This window comes from Brevibacillus aydinogluensis (assembly GCF_961514395.1).
GTDB lineage: Bacteria > Bacillota > Bacilli > Brevibacillales > Brevibacillaceae > Brevibacillus > Brevibacillus aydinogluensis.
Genome location: NZ_OY569118.1, coordinates 2,979,818 through 2,993,397, shown reverse-complemented (window position 1 = coordinate 2,993,397; position 13,580 = coordinate 2,979,818). Strand labels below are relative to the sequence as shown.

Here is a 13,580-nt window from a genome sequence, read left to right as displayed (position 1 = left end):
AATTCAGAATAGTGATTCCATCTAAAAATTTTTAAGGAGGCTAAAAAATGGTAAACATGTACTACGAAGCAGACGTAAATAAAGAGGCATTGCGAGGCAAGACCATCGCCATCATCGGCTACGGCAGCCAAGGGCACGCACAGGCGCAGAACCTGCGTGACAGCGGCTATCAGGTAATCGTCGGCCTGCGTCCGGGCAAGTCCTGGGAACAGGCGGTTAAGGACGGCTTCCAGGTGGTAACCGTTGCTGAAGCAGCCAGCCGCGCCGACGTGGTGCAAATCCTCATGCCGGACGAACGCCAGGCTCAGGTGTATCGCGACGAAATCGCACCCAACCTGAAAGCTGGAGCTACGCTCTGCTTCTCCCATGGCTTTAACATCCACTTTGGCCAGATCGTGCCGCCGGCCGATGTTGACGTAATCATGGTGGCGCCGAAGAGCCCGGGTCACCTCGTGCGCCGCGTCTTCCAGGAAGGCTTTGGCGTGCCGGGCCTGATCGCTGTCTATCAGGATGCGTCGGGCAGGGCAAAAGAGACGGCGCTGGCCTACGCGAGCGGCATCGGCTGCACCAAAGCGGGCGTCATCGAAACGACTTTCCGCGAAGAGACCGAAACCGACCTGTTCGGGGAGCAGGCAGTACTCTGCGGTGGCGTGAGCGAGCTGGTGAAAGCTGGTTTTGACACCCTGGTGGAAGCAGGCTACAAGCCGGAGATCGCCTACTTTGAATGTCTGCACGAGCTGAAGCTGATCGTCGACCTGATGTACGAAGGCGGCCTCGCCCGCATGCGTTACTCCATCAGTGATACCGCCGAATACGGCGATTACAGCACCGGACGCCGCATCATCACGGAACAGACACGTCAGGAAATGAAAAAAGTGCTCGCCGAAATCCAGGATGGCACCTTTGCCCGCAACTGGATCCTGGAGAACCAGGCAAACCGTCCGGCATTCAACGCACGCCGCCGTCTGGAAGCGGAGCATGGTATCGAACAAGTAGGGGCGAAGCTGCGCAGCATGATGTCCTGGCTGAACAACGAGACAAAAAAAGAAGAAGCAAAGGTTGGTCAGTAACAGCCTGAAAAATGGCTGACAAAAGATTGAAATGGGAACCCAGTGGAGGTGGAGAGTTCATGCGGACCATAGAGATTTTTGATACAACATTGCGCGACGGGGAGCAGACTCCCGGTGTCAACATCAGCACGAACGAAAAGGTGGAGATCGCCCTGCAGCTGGAGAAGCTGGGCGTAACGAGAATCGAGGCGGGGTTTGCCGCTGCTTCCCCGGGCGATCAAAAGTCCGTGGCCGACGTGGCAAAGCGGGTGAAGAATTCCACCATCGTCAGCCTCGCCCGTGCCGTCAAGGACGACATGGATAAGGCGTACGAGGCGCTGCGCCACGCGCAGGATGCCTGCCTCCACGTCTTTATCGCAACTTCGCCGATCCATCGCCAGTACAAACTGCGGATGAGCAAGGAGCAGGTGCTGGCGCGGGCGGTGGAGGCGGTTACCTACGCAAAGAAGTACTTCTCGCAGGTCCAGTTCTCCGCGGAGGACGCAGCCCGCACCGAAATTGACTTTTTGGCGGAAGTGGTGGAGGCAGTCATCAAGGCGGGCGCCACCACTGTCAACATCCCCGACACGGTCGGCTACATGACGCCGTACGAGTACGGCAACATCTTCCGCGAACTGCGCCGGCGCGTTCCCGGTATCGAAGGAGTCCGCTTGAGCTGTCACTGTCATGACGACCTCGGCATGGCCGTGGCCAACAGCCTGGCGGCGATCGAAGCGGGCGCGACCCAGGTGGAAGGCACGATCAACGGCATCGGCGAACGGGCGGGCAACGCGGCGTTGGAAGAAGTGGCACTGGCGTTGGAGACCCGCAAGGACTACTACCAGGCCACGACCAAGCTCAACCTGAAAGAGATTGCCCGCACCAGCCAGCTGGTCAGCCGTCTGACCGGGATGATCGTACCGGGCAACAAGGCGGTGGTAGGGGCCAACGCGTTTGCCCACGAGTCCGGCATTCACCAGGACGGCGTGCTGAAAGAGGCATCCACCTACGAAATCATCCGTCCCGAGACGGTCGGCTTCAAGTCGAACAAACTGGTGCTGGGCAAACACTCCGGCCGTCACGCCTTCAAGGAGAAACTGATGGAACTGGGCTACCATCTGGAACAGGAGGAAATCGACGCAGCGTTTGCTGCCTTTAAGGACTTGTGCGACAAGAAGAAAGAAGTCAGCGACGACGACATCCTCGCGCTGGTTGACGCCAAGATGGTTCGCGGAACAGAAATGTACCGGCTGGAGTCGGTGCAGCTCTCCTACGGCAACATCTCCCTGCCGACGGCAAGTGTCAGACTGGTGCGTGCCGACGGTACAGTGTGCGAGGAAGCGGCGTGCGGCAACGGTTCCGTCGACTCGATCTACAAGGCGATTGACCGGGCGACAGGCGAGGAAGTCACGCTGACGGACTACAAGATTCTTTCTGTCACGCACGGCAAGGACGCGCTCGGGGAAGTGTTTGTCCGCCTGCAGCAGGGAGACCTTACCGTTACCGGTCGCGGGGTCAGCACCGACGTGCTGGAGGCGAGCGCGATCGCGTATGTGCGGGCCGTCAACAAGATCCTGGAGCGCAAGAACACGCTGACAGTGGCCGCCAACTGACGAGGACGGCAGGATAGGATGGAAGAGAAACCAGGAACGTTCGGAAAAGAGTACGTACAGAACCACTATATAATAGAAACAACTATACACGGAAAAGCGGGATGAAACGATGAAGAAAACCTTTCGCATTGCCGTTCTGCCCGGGGATGGAATCGGACCGGAGATCATGGAGGAAGCAGTAAAGGTTCTCTCCCTCGTGGCGGAACGGGAAGGAGTTACATTTGAATTCAAGCACGGACGGATCGGCGGAATCGCCATCGACACGGACGGCACGCCGCTGCCGGAAGAGACGTTGAGGATCGCCAAGGAGGCGGACGCGGTGATGCTCGGCGCCGTGGGAGGTCCCAAGTGGGATCAGAATCCGGGCCATCTCCGTCCGGAGGCGGGGCTGCTCGGCATCCGCAAGGCGTTGGGGCTGTTCGCCAACATCCGTCCGGCGACGATGCACCCTTCGCTGGTGGAGGCCTCCTCGCTCAAACCGGAAGTAGTCTCCGGAGTCGATCTGATCGTTGTCCGGGAGCTGACCGGCGGCATTTACTTCGGCGAGAAAAAGCGCTATGACGGGCCCAATGGCGAAGTGGCGGAAGACCAGTGCATCTACCACGAAGCGGAAATCGAGCGCATCGTGCGCGTTGCCTTCGACATTGCCCGCAAGCGGCAGAAGCGCCTCGTCTCGGTCGACAAGGCCAACGTCCTGGAAAGCTCCCGCCTGTGGCGCAAGGTGACCGAACGAGTGGCAGCCGACTACCCTGATGTGGAACTGTCCCACATGCTGGTGGACGCCTGCGCGATGCAGCTCGTTCGCGCGCCCAAGCAGTTTGATGTGATCGTTACGGAAAACATGTTTGGCGACATCCTGAGCGATCAGGCAGCGATGCTGACCGGCTCGATCGGTATGCTGGCGTCGGCCAGCCTGGCGGAAGGCAGCTTTGGGCTGTACGAACCGGTTCACGGCTCGGCACCTGACATCGCCGGCCAAGGCATCGCCAATCCGCTGGCAACGATTCTCTCTGCGGCGATGATGCTGCGCCACTCATTCGGGATGGACGCGGCAGCGGACGCAGTGGAGCGTGCGGTCTGGTCGGTGTTGGAGGCGGGGCACCGGACCGGTGACATCGCTGCCGACCGCAGCCGGGCGATCGGTACGGCGGAGATGGGCAGACTGGTCCGCGAAGCTCTCCAAAGCCAGGCCATTTCCCGATAAGAGCAGAGTACCGCAAAAAGACCCTGAGTCTTCGTCCGACGGATTGGACGGAGACTCAGGGTTTTTCCGATTGGCAAAAACGTTTTCCAGCATACCGGGCCGGCGACATAGCCGTTTCATCAGGAGCCACTGCGTGCCATGGACTTAGCCTACACGCTGGTCCGTCTTCACGGTGGTTTTTTACTTGTCACTGTACCGGTTCTCGTCATATACTAATAACATTCATAGAATGAGTCGCAATTTCCTGATTCGTGCGAAAGAGGTGTCATCGTGTCTTCGCTTGGCTTTCTGCTCAGTTTTGTTGCCATTTTGGCGTGTACGATCGCTGCCGGCCTGATCGCCAAGCGATCCGTTCGCCGCAGCAGTGACTTTAGCAACGCCAGCGGTTCGCTGTCGGCGGGAATGGTGGCCGGTGCGCTTGTCGGCGGATTTGTCGGCGGCACGTCGATTGTCGGCACGGGCGAACTTGCTTTCCGGCATGGACTGGCCGCAGTGTGGTTTACGCTGGGAGGCGGGGTGGCTGTTATCCTGCTCGGATTGTGTGCCGCTCGCTTCCTCCGGCTGCAGGTGGAAACACTGCCCGAGCTGATCGGCACGCAGTACGGCGGACGAGCCCAGCTTGGAGCCAGCCTGTTTCTGTCGCTGGGGATGTTTATCCAGGTGATCGCGCAGTTGTTGGCCGCCCTGCCCTTTGTCTCCGTCTTCTGGAAGGCTCCGCTGCCGCTGCTGGCGCTGATTCCCGCTGTTCTGATCTTCGCCTACGTGCTGGCCGGGGGATTTATGGGGGCGAGTATCGTCGGCACGCTGAAAACGGTTATGCTCATCCTCCTGCTGCTGGGAACGGGTGTCTGGCTGTGGGGAGCGTTGGGCGGTGAGACGATTGTCAGCTGGTGGCAGCAGGGGCGTCTTTCCCTGGTGGTTCCCGAAGCGGGACTGGGATGGGTGCAGGGAGCGTCGATGATTGTGGGGATTTTTTCCACGCAGGCCTATCTGCAGCCTATCTTTGCGAGCCGCAGTGAACGAGAAGCGCGCAGCGGTTCGATTGCAGCCGGTCTGATCATCATCCTCATCGGGCTGGTCAGCGCCTGGATCGGCATGTTCATGCACGACACCCACCCCGAGCTGGCGCCGCGCGAGGCTGTCCCGATGTTTTTCCTGATCCATGCACCGTCCTGGCTGGCGGGAGCCGCTTATGCCGTCATACTCCTGTCCGTCGTGATGACCGGAGCGGCTCTGGCGCTGAGCATCGCCACGATCCTCAACCGGGACGTGATCCAGCGCTACACCGCCCGGTTCCGTTCAGAGGAGAGCAAGCTGCGCCTGTCCCGGGCGCTCATACTGGTCGTCATCGCAGTTGCCTATGCGGTGGTATGCCTGGACGAAAACGCGTTGATCCTGCACTGGGCATTTTTGGCCATGACGCTCAGGGGAGTGACGATCTTCTTTCCGGTGCTGTTCTACCTCTTTCACATATCACCGGTGGAGCGGCATTGGGCGGTCGTGGCAGTCTGGGGAGCACCGTTGCTCGCGCTCGTCTGGGCGTGGTGGCTGTTGCCCCTCACCGGCATCGATCCGCTGTACGTGAGCGGTCTGTGGAGCGCGGCTGCATTGCTGGCCGGCCGCATGATCGCACGCAACACCCCGTCGCTTCGGCCGATGGGCTGAGCAGGAGGGCCATACCTTTTCTTGAAACATGCAGCCTTTTCATGAGCAAAAGGCTGCATGTTCTGCTTTTGAAGGTGCGTTTCCCTATTGTCAAAACAAAAGAAGGAAAATAAAAAATATTCAAAAATATATACCCAAAAATGTAAATTCCTGTTACTATAGGAATAGGTATATTTTTGCATATTTATTAAAATTATCCATACCGAGACGCAGGTGATTGGATGAAAACGCGCAAGAAATGGCTCTTTTTGTGCGCGGCATGCCTGTCGCTGACAGCGATGCTGATCTACGCTATGGCGGTGTACCAGCCGATTCTCTTTGTTGCCGGCGACCACATCTTTCGCAAAGATGACTGGGAGAGAATCAAACCCATCTATTTTCACGGGAGGCCGCATACGCCAGAAGAAGAGGAAAGGCTGCTGGAACAGCGCAGTTTGGAAGAACTGGTTCTCTACATGGGGAGACAAATGGGCGTCCGGATTGACGAGCGAATCATCGACGAGCACATGAAGCAGTTGGGGAGCACGAAAGAGGAGCGCGAACAGGTGCTGCGGCAGATGAACATGACGGAAGCGGACAGCGTCACGAACATACGGCGGGCCCTGATCGGTTTTGAAGTGAAGCGTAGGGTAACCGGGGAGATCACCGTGTCCGAGGAAGAAATAAACAGCTACTACCGGGAGCATCTCGAGTCGTTTCGCATTCCCGAACTGCGCACCATCTATTATGTCCGGGCTGGACAAGCTGACAAGCCGTTGATGGACAAGCTGAAAACCATCCGTGCAGAACGTTTTCCCTCCCTCCTCAAAGAGTACGATCTGGAGGGACGAGCCGGATTCCACGAATGGATTTCACAAGCCGAACTGTCCGCCACTGTCGGCGAGGAGGCTGCTGAGGCCGTGTTTCGCTCGCCCATAAAGCAGGTCGTCGGTCCGATCGTCTCTGAACAGTGGACGTATTGGTTTTTGCCGGATGAGATAATGCCGGCCAAAACGCAAAGCCTTGCGGAAGTGAGGGAAAAGATTTACCGGACGCTCTATCTGGAGAAAGAATCAATTGTGTACGGAAAATGGCTGGAGGAGCAGAAGAGGGCAAATCTGTACTGCTTGTTTACAGAAAATTTAAAAAACAATCGCTTTTGGGCGTTCTGGAGTGACCTGCCTGTGCGGTTGCAGTTGTTGTTCCAATCGCATGCGTAGTCTATCCGAGACGATTCGTCGTTTCGAATAGAAAAAAACCAGGAAAAAGGAGAGATGGGTATGAAATGGTCAAAAATGTTGGCTGTCACACTGATTGTGAGCAGCTTGGCGGCTGCCGCTCCCGCGTTTGCGGAGAGGGAAATCGCCAACGAACCAGCGTGGGACAGTGAACCCGCCCCGCGCAACTTCGACCCGAAAAAGCGGGAGGAAGCGGACAAACGCGTCTTTGACAAGGAATCGATTCGAATGGCCGCCAATCCAATCATCGTCATCGACCCCGGACATGGCGGGGACGACCCGGGCGCCACGGGCAACGGGTTGAAAGAGAAGGACTTGACGCTGGACATCGCGCTGCGGACCAGAAACTACATTGTGGCCAATTATCCGGCTACGGTGTACATGACGCGAAGCTCTGACACTACCGTTTCCCTGTCCAGCCGGACCTCATTTGCCAACGCCAGGAATGCCGATTTCTTTGTCTCCATGCACATCAACTCCGCGACAAACACTTCGGCCAACGGAATCGAGACGTACGCGTACCCGGGATCGGTAAACGGCAAGCGATTGGCTACCGAAACGTACAATCAATTGAAAAGTTCCTTCTCCAGTCACCGAGGGGTGAAGGAATATGCGTACTACGTGCTGACCTATACCAATATGCCGGCGACGCTTGGCGAGACCGGCTTCATTTCCAACGCCTCCGATGCGTCCAAACTGGCGCAGAGCTCGTTCCGTCAAACGCTTGCCACCCAATACGCGAACGGGATGCACCGGTACTGGTGGGGCTTTTAATAACACAGCAGGGGCACCGTACAACGTCACTGGTTGGACGGTGCCTTTCATTGTGCCCCGGGCCTGATGGCCGTCGATCACCACCGCTTCAAGCAGCCGACTGGATAGACTTTTCGCTCCATGGTATCATGGCTTCAGACAAGACAGGGTCGTTTGCGATAAAGCGGCGGGTGTGTTGTTCCCCATGGGGAGGGCAGCAGCCTGCCAAGACAGGAGAGAGAGTGGCAATGAGCACACAGGAACACAAAGCGGGGGCCCCCAAACGGGTGGGCTGCATGGTGATTACCGTTTCCGACACGCGCACCGAGGAGACGGACAAGAGCGGACAGCTGATGAAAGAGCTCTTGGCGGAGGCCGGCCATGCCGCGATCTTGTACCGGATCGTCAAGGATGAGCCGGCGGAGGTGGAAGCGGCGATCGAAGCCGGGATTGCCCATCCGGAAGTACAGGTGATCCTTCTGAACGGCGGCACCGGCATGTCTCAGCGCGACAACACGTATGAGGCGGTCTCCAGACTGCTGGAGAAGGAAATGCCCGGGTTTGGCGAACTGTTTCGCATGCTCAGCTACACCGAGGACATCGGTTCGGCGGCAATGTTGAGCCGGGCCATTGCCGGCACCCGGAAGGGAAAAGCGATTTTTTCCACCCCAGGCTCCACCGGTGCAGTGCGGCTGGCGATGACTCGGCTGATCGTGCCAGAACTGGGGCACGTCGTCCGGGAACTGAACAAGTAGGCGGGCAGGGCCGCCGGAGCCAGGATCTTCATTTGCCGCTGCCGGCGGCTTGTGTTACGGTTACGGATAGAACAAGCACGTATTTCAAGGAGAGTCGACAGACACATGAAGATTTTACTGTCTACGCTGAACGCCAAGTACATTCACTCATCCCTGGCGCTGCGTTACTTGCGAAGCTACGCCCGGCCGACGTTTCCCGACATCGAGCTGGTTGAATACACGATCAACGACGTGACGCTCAACATTGTCGCCGACGTCTACAAGCGGCAACCCGACGTTGCCGCCTTTTCCTGTTACATCTGGAACATCCGCGAGACGCTCGATGTGATCCGCAACCTGAAAAAGGTGCGGCCCGACCTGCCGGTGGTGCTGGGCGGGCCGGAAGTGACCTACGACGCCGACGAGTGGTTGAAGAAGCATCCGGAGATTGACGTGATCGTCATCGGTGAGGGAGAACAGACGTTTTTGGAACTGCTGCAGGTCTACGACGAATCCCGCCGGACAGGAGAGCCGCCCCGCCTGCGGGATGTAGCCGGGATTGCCTATCGCGAGGGGGGGCACGTGCGCTTCACCGCTCCCCGGGCGCAGATCGAAAACCTGGACACGATTCCGTCTCCGTATGCCGACAACCTGGACGAACTGAACAACCGCGTCGTCTACTTTGAGGCGTCCCGCGGCTGTCCGTTCAAATGCCAGTACTGCCTGTCGTCGATTGAGGACGGCGTGCGCTATTTCGGTCTGGAGCGGGTGAAGGCCGACCTGCTGCGGCTGATTCAGCACGGTGTCAAGACGATCAAGTTCGTCGATCGCACGTTTAACATCAACAAAAAATACGCGCTGGAAATCTTTCAGTTTTTGATCGACAACCACAACGGCACGATCTTTCAGTTTGAAATTACCGCCGACATCCTGCGCGCCGACGTACTCGACTTTTTGACGGAAAACGCGCCGCCCGGCATTTTCCGTTTTGAGATCGGCGTCCAGTCCACCAACGACGAGACCAACCGGCTGGTCCAGCGGATTCAGCGTTTCGATCGTCTGGCCCACACCGTCACCCGGATCAAGCAGTCGGGAAAAATTGCCCAGCACCTGGATCTGATCGCCGGTCTGCCGGAGGAGGATTACCACTCTTTCCGCAAGACATTCAACGACGTCTTTGCGCTGCGGCCGGAGGAACTGCAGCTCGGCTTTTTGAAAATGCTGCGCGGCACCGGCGTCCGCGCGCGTGCGGCCAACCACGGGTACATTTTCATGGACGAGGCGCCGTATGAGATTCTCGGCAACAACGTCCTGTCGTTTGCCGACATCCAGCGGATCAAGCGGGTGGAGGACGTATTGGAAAAATACTGGAACGCCCACCGCATGGATACCACACTGGAATGGCTGGTGACCCGCTGTTTTGAGACGCCATTTGATTTCTTCCAGGCATTCGGCGATTTTTGGGAAGAACAGGGCTGGAGCCGGATCGGCCACCAGTTGGAAGACCTGTTTGTGCGGCTGCGCCGCTTCCTGGAGACGCGGCAGGTGGAGCACCTCGACCACGTGATCAGCCTGATGAAATTTGACTACCTGCGCAAGCAGAAGCACCGTCCGCGCAAGCTGTGGTGGGATGATCTGCTGGACAAACGGGAGATGCAGGCAGCCTTTGAAGCAGTGCAACAGCGGCTGGATGATCTCCCGCCTGACTTTGCCCGGCGGGCGGCGCAGCAAAAGGACTTCTTCAAGCACACACTGTTGGCTAACATCAGCTTTGACATTGCGACGTGGATCAAGACGGGTGAGCTGGTGGAAGGGGACTATGTTCTGGTGGTATATTTTCCGTATGAAGACGGACGGGAGAACGACTTTGTCGTGGTGAGACGGGAAGCTGCCGCGAGCGGATTGGCGTAAGTGGACAAAAACGGGGCAGAATACAAATTTGGAGAACGTGATACGGATCGCTGGATGAAAGAAGGCGCAGCCGCGGCAGCCTGCGGACGGAATGACGGTGCACACGTAACTTTTTTTGCCCCGAACCGTATTACTTACAGGTTGTGAAAAAGGAACTATGCCGGAAATGGACAGGAAACAATGCCGCTGAGTGGCGAGGGTAGGGGATTTTGCGTCATGGAAATGAACATGCTGATGTCAATTATCGAGCAATATGGATATGCGGCCATCTTCTTTTTGCTCTGGCTGGGCATTGTCGGTTTGCCGATCCCCGACGAACTGGTCGTCGCTACCGGCGGGTTTCTGGCGTCCTTGGCGCTGCTGGACCCTGTTTGCGCGTTTCTTGCCGGCTACCTGGGCGTGGCCTCGGGATTGACGATTGGGTTTTTACTGGGGAAGTTCTTCGGCCGGCCGATCCTTGCATGGTTGTCAAAGAGTGAGAAGATGAGGCATACGGTGGAGCGCTCCACCGGTCTCGTGGAAAAGTACGGGACCTATGCCCTCTGCTTCAGCTATCTGTTTCCTGTCGTTCGCCACGTCGTTCCCTACATCGTCGCCATGGGCGGGATGACGTATCGGCGCTACGCGGTCCTGTCCTATCCGATCGGGTTGTTGTGGACGATCCTTTTTTATCTGATTGGCTACGTGTTCGGAAAAAACGTGGATGTGGTCGTGGCGATGATCCGCACCTACGGCTTCTTCGCCCTGTTTATCGTGATCGCGCTGCTCGTTGCGGGCTGGGCGGTTCACCGCTTGTTTCTGGCCGGCCGCTCCTTTCGGGCAAAAGGAGAATAAAGAGATGCGTCATCATAAATGGGTAACAAGGCACAGGCAGCGCCGCAACGCGGTATGGGTGGCGGGCTGGCTGCTCGTTTTGTGCGGCTGGTGGCTGTCGCGTCTGCCGTTTGTCGCAGCGGGACTGTTGGTGCTGAACGTGTACGCCGCCGGTCTGATGGCCGCTGACAAGCGTGCTGCGCGGCGGGGCGGACCGCGCGTTCCGGAGGCGAGCCTGCTGTTGAGCGCGTTGGTGGGCGGCGGAGCGGGCGCGCTGTTGGGCATGCTGGCCTGGCGCCACAAGACCCGGCATGCGCTGTTCATGACGGGGGTGCCGCTCATTTGCGCAGTTCAGATCGTTCTGATATGGGTTTGTCTGTTCAACCAATAGGCAACTGGTGAGAGAAGCCGCTCCTGCTAAGCAGGGGGGGTTTTTCGTCCAACAGGTGGATGCAAAATCGGAATTGTGACGCACGTAAAACGGGAGAGACGACAGCGCCTCTCCCGCTGGTCCAAGCGTCCTTACACCGGCGATTGTGCCTGTTTTGGCAGATGGTCGGCGATTGTTTGCACCATGCTCTGCCGAGTCGCCTGATCACTGTTTTGCCACAGGACTTCAAACAGCACGCCCAGACCGGGCAGGGTTTTTTCCTGACCGCTTGCGATCGCGTCCGTGATCGTCTCCTGCACGTCGTTGGCACTGGAGCCCTGCATTTTGTACATGATCGCCTGGCGCAGATTGAGTGCGGCAATGTTCATGGCGGACATCCACTCCTTTTGTCGTGATGGCTGCGCCTATAGTATTCGTCCCGCATCGTCGGCTCATACCCGTTTTGTAGCCGATGGAAGCGTTGTGGTATAATGCTTGGTATTAAAAGTGCCCTGCCGGTGCTCCGGATGGGGCAGCCCAGGCAGGACGTTTTGGTCATGTGGCCACAGCACAAGGAGTGGAAAAGCATGTCAAAGCAGTTTGCCGTCATCGGGATGGGCCGGTTTGGTTCCAGCGTGGCCCGGACCCTGTATGAGATGGATTATGAAGTAATGGGCATTGACGAAAACGAAGAGCGCATCAACGAGAACATCCAGTACGTCACCCACGCTGTCGCCGCCGATTCGACCGACGAGCGGGCGCTGAAGGAGATCGGCATTCGCAACTTCGACGTGGTCGTCGTCGCGATCGGGGCTGACATTCAGGCCAGCATTTTGACCGTGCTGATCCTCAAGGAACTGGGCGTGAAAAAGATCGTCGCCAAAGCGCAGAACGAGCGGCATGGTCAGGTGCTGTACAAGGTGGGGGCGGATCGGGTGGTGTTTCCCGAGCGGGACATGGGGGTGCGCGTCGCCCACAATCTGATCTCCGCCAATGTGCTTGACTTTATTGAACTGGCGGAGGATTACAGCGTGGCCGAAGTGGTGGTCTCATCCGGGATGGTGGGCAAGACGCTGCGTCAGCTGGACATCCGCGCCCGATACGGAGTGAACGTCATCGCCATCAAAAGCGGCGAGAAGTTCAACATCGCCCCCAGTCCGGACGAGGTGATCCAGTACGGGGACGTGCTGGTCGTCATCGGCAACAACAAACATCTGAATGCATTTGAGGAGCAGGCGTAGACAATGAAGCACGACGTCATACAATCGGTGCATAACCCCTTGGTGAAGCGGTTGTTCCGCCTGCTGGAGCGAAAAGGACGGGACGAGCAGGGGCGGTTTCTCGTCGAAGGGGCCCATTTGGTGGAAGAAGCCCTGAACAGCGGCGCGGAGGTGATCACCGTCCTGTACGACAGCAGCCGGGAGATGGACCCGGCCTGCCGGCGGGCGATTGACAGGCGCGCGGGGGAAGTCGAAGTAGTTCCCGCTTCCGCGGCGGTATTGGCCAAGCTGTCGGAGACCAAGACACCGCAGGGAATTGTCGCCGAAGTGAAAAAGACAGAGCACGACTGGAACGCATGGCTGCAGGCGGCGGAAGAACGTGATTACCTGCTGCTGATGCTGGACGAGATTCAGGACCCGGGCAACCTCGGCACCATGCTGCGCACGGCGGAAGCGGCTGGTGTCGACGCAGTGATTCTCGGCAAAGGCAGCGTCGATCCGTACAACGGCAAAGTGGTGCGGGCCACGATGGGGGCGCTGTACCGGCTGCCCGTTTTTTCCCGGCCGCTGCTGGAGGCCGCCGCCGAATTGAAACGGCAAGGCGCGCGGGTTATCGTGTCCTCCCTCCATGAAAACAGCCTCAGGTATGACGAGGCTGATTACACAGGCAAAACGGCAATCGTGATCGGCAATGAGGGGCGGGGGGTCTCCCGTGCCGTGAGCGAAGCGGCTGACGGGTTCGTGCACATCCCGCTGTACGGACGGGCGGAATCGCTCAATGCGGCGGTCGCCGCCGGCATCCTCATCTACGAGGCGCAGCGCAGACGCAGGCATAGGTAGCGGCTGCTGTCCGCTGCACACGCTTCGCCAGCCGCTTGCGTTCGTCCCAAGCCATGGCCACAGCGCCTGTTGGAAAATCGCTTGACCGCATGCAGGATTTGCATCATTGAAAGTTCGCCAGGGTTGCGCTATAATTTTCCTGAATGTGTGTAATATAACGGAAAGCGATGACAGAGAGTAGTACGCAGGCC

At 58.1% G+C, this 13,580-nt stretch carries 13 protein-coding genes and 1 other annotated feature (1 of these 14 cut by a window edge); of the genes, 12 read left to right on the top strand and 1 reads right to left on the bottom strand.

Going from position 1 to position 13,580, the window contains the following annotated elements; translation table 11 throughout:
- Positions 1-47: 47 nt before the first annotated feature.
- The 10 genes from ilvC (at position 48) to Q7F15_RS14650 (ending at position 11,350) form a co-directional block, all read left to right on the top strand.
- The gene (gene ilvC / locus Q7F15_RS14695) at positions 48-1,070 is read left to right on the top strand and encodes a ketol-acid reductoisomerase (RefSeq protein ID WP_171566658.1); all 1,023 of its coding nucleotides are present in this window, start codon (positions 48-50) and stop codon (positions 1,068-1,070) included.
- Between the two features lie 59 nt (positions 1,071-1,129).
- A complete protein-coding gene (locus Q7F15_RS14690) occupies positions 1,130-2,662 on the top strand; it encodes a 2-isopropylmalate synthase (RefSeq protein ID WP_171566657.1) in 1,533 nt (510 codons plus the stop codon).
- A 109-nt stretch (positions 2,663-2,771) separates the two neighbouring features.
- Entirely contained in the window at positions 2,772-3,866 is a 1,095-nt protein-coding gene (gene leuB / locus Q7F15_RS14685; protein ID WP_171566656.1) for a 3-isopropylmalate dehydrogenase, read from the top strand.
- 270 nt (positions 3,867-4,136) lie between these two features.
- Complete coding sequence (locus tag Q7F15_RS14680; protein ID WP_171566655.1) at positions 4,137-5,531, top strand: sodium:solute symporter family protein; 1,395 nt, start codon at positions 4,137-4,139, stop codon at positions 5,529-5,531.
- Between the two features lie 221 nt (positions 5,532-5,752).
- Positions 5,753-6,730 (top strand): peptidylprolyl isomerase, encoded by a 978-nt coding sequence (locus Q7F15_RS14675; RefSeq protein ID WP_171566654.1) that lies wholly within the window; start codon positions 5,753-5,755, stop codon positions 6,728-6,730.
- Between the two features lie 60 nt (positions 6,731-6,790).
- Complete coding sequence (locus Q7F15_RS14670) at positions 6,791-7,522, top strand: N-acetylmuramoyl-L-alanine amidase family protein (RefSeq protein WP_171566653.1); 732 nt, start codon at positions 6,791-6,793, stop codon at positions 7,520-7,522.
- A 227-nt stretch (positions 7,523-7,749) separates the two neighbouring features.
- Positions 7,750-8,256: a MogA/MoaB family molybdenum cofactor biosynthesis protein gene (locus Q7F15_RS14665; protein WP_304414541.1), complete on the top strand. Its 507-nt coding sequence runs from the start codon at positions 7,750-7,752 to the stop codon at positions 8,254-8,256.
- Positions 8,257-8,361: 105 nt separating this feature from the next.
- Positions 8,362-10,146 (top strand): B12-binding domain-containing radical SAM protein, encoded by a 1,785-nt coding sequence (locus Q7F15_RS14660; RefSeq protein WP_304414540.1) that lies wholly within the window; start codon positions 8,362-8,364, stop codon positions 10,144-10,146.
- 216 nt (positions 10,147-10,362) lie between these two features.
- A complete protein-coding gene (locus Q7F15_RS14655) occupies positions 10,363-10,980 on the top strand; it encodes a DedA family protein (RefSeq protein ID WP_304414539.1) in 618 nt (205 codons plus the stop codon).
- A 4-nt stretch (positions 10,981-10,984) separates the two neighbouring features.
- Complete coding sequence (locus Q7F15_RS14650; protein WP_304414538.1) at positions 10,985-11,350, top strand: DUF1294 domain-containing protein; 366 nt, start codon at positions 10,985-10,987, stop codon at positions 11,348-11,350.
- 131 nt (positions 11,351-11,481) lie between these two features.
- Here Q7F15_RS14650 and sspI read toward each other — a convergent pair whose 3' ends face one another.
- Complete coding sequence (gene sspI / locus Q7F15_RS14645; RefSeq protein ID WP_171566648.1) at positions 11,482-11,718, bottom strand: small acid-soluble spore protein SspI; 237 nt, start codon at positions 11,716-11,718, stop codon at positions 11,482-11,484.
- A 198-nt stretch (positions 11,719-11,916) separates the two neighbouring features.
- On the opposite strand from sspI, the gene Q7F15_RS14640 reads away from it, so the two are divergent.
- Positions 11,917-12,570, top strand: coding sequence for a potassium channel family protein (locus Q7F15_RS14640; RefSeq protein ID WP_171566647.1), 654 nt, complete (start codon positions 11,917-11,919; stop codon positions 12,568-12,570).
- 3 nt (positions 12,571-12,573) lie between these two features.
- Positions 12,574-13,389 carry a 23S rRNA (guanosine(2251)-2'-O)-methyltransferase RlmB gene (gene rlmB, locus Q7F15_RS14635; RefSeq protein ID WP_304414537.1) on the top strand — a complete coding sequence of 272 codons (816 nt, stop codon included), beginning with the start codon at positions 12,574-12,576 and terminating at the stop codon, positions 13,387-13,389.
- A gap of 158 nt (positions 13,390-13,547) precedes the next feature.
- Positions 13,548-13,580: a binding site (T-box leader), on the top strand; it runs 234 nt beyond the window's last position.

Excerpts from the sequence above, each read along its gene's own strand:
- ilvC (WP_171566658.1), top strand. The coding sequence starts at position 48 with ATGGTAAACATGTACTACGAAGCAGACGTAAATAAAGAGGCATTGCGA.
- Q7F15_RS14690 (WP_171566657.1), top strand. The coding sequence starts at position 1,130 with ATGCGGACCATAGAGATTTTTGATACAACATTGCGCGACGGGGAGCAG.
- leuB (WP_171566656.1), top strand. The coding sequence starts at position 2,772 with ATGAAGAAAACCTTTCGCATTGCCGTTCTGCCCGGGGATGGAATCGGA.
- Q7F15_RS14675 (WP_171566654.1), top strand. The coding sequence starts at position 5,753 with ATGAAAACGCGCAAGAAATGGCTCTTTTTGTGCGCGGCATGCCTGTCG.
- Q7F15_RS14670 (WP_171566653.1), top strand. The coding sequence starts at position 6,791 with ATGAAATGGTCAAAAATGTTGGCTGTCACACTGATTGTGAGCAGCTTG.
- Q7F15_RS14665 (WP_304414541.1), top strand. The coding sequence starts at position 7,750 with ATGAGCACACAGGAACACAAAGCGGGGGCCCCCAAACGGGTGGGCTGC.
- Q7F15_RS14660 (WP_304414540.1), top strand. The coding sequence starts at position 8,362 with ATGAAGATTTTACTGTCTACGCTGAACGCCAAGTACATTCACTCATCC.
- Q7F15_RS14655 (WP_304414539.1), top strand. The coding sequence starts at position 10,363 with ATGGAAATGAACATGCTGATGTCAATTATCGAGCAATATGGATATGCG.
- Q7F15_RS14650 (WP_304414538.1), top strand. The coding sequence starts at position 10,985 with ATGCGTCATCATAAATGGGTAACAAGGCACAGGCAGCGCCGCAACGCG.
- sspI (WP_171566648.1), bottom strand. The coding sequence starts at position 11,718 with ATGAACATTGCCGCACTCAATCTGCGCCAGGCGATCATGTACAAAATG.
- Q7F15_RS14640 (WP_171566647.1), top strand. The coding sequence starts at position 11,917 with ATGTCAAAGCAGTTTGCCGTCATCGGGATGGGCCGGTTTGGTTCCAGC.
- rlmB (WP_304414537.1), top strand. The coding sequence starts at position 12,574 with ATGAAGCACGACGTCATACAATCGGTGCATAACCCCTTGGTGAAGCGG.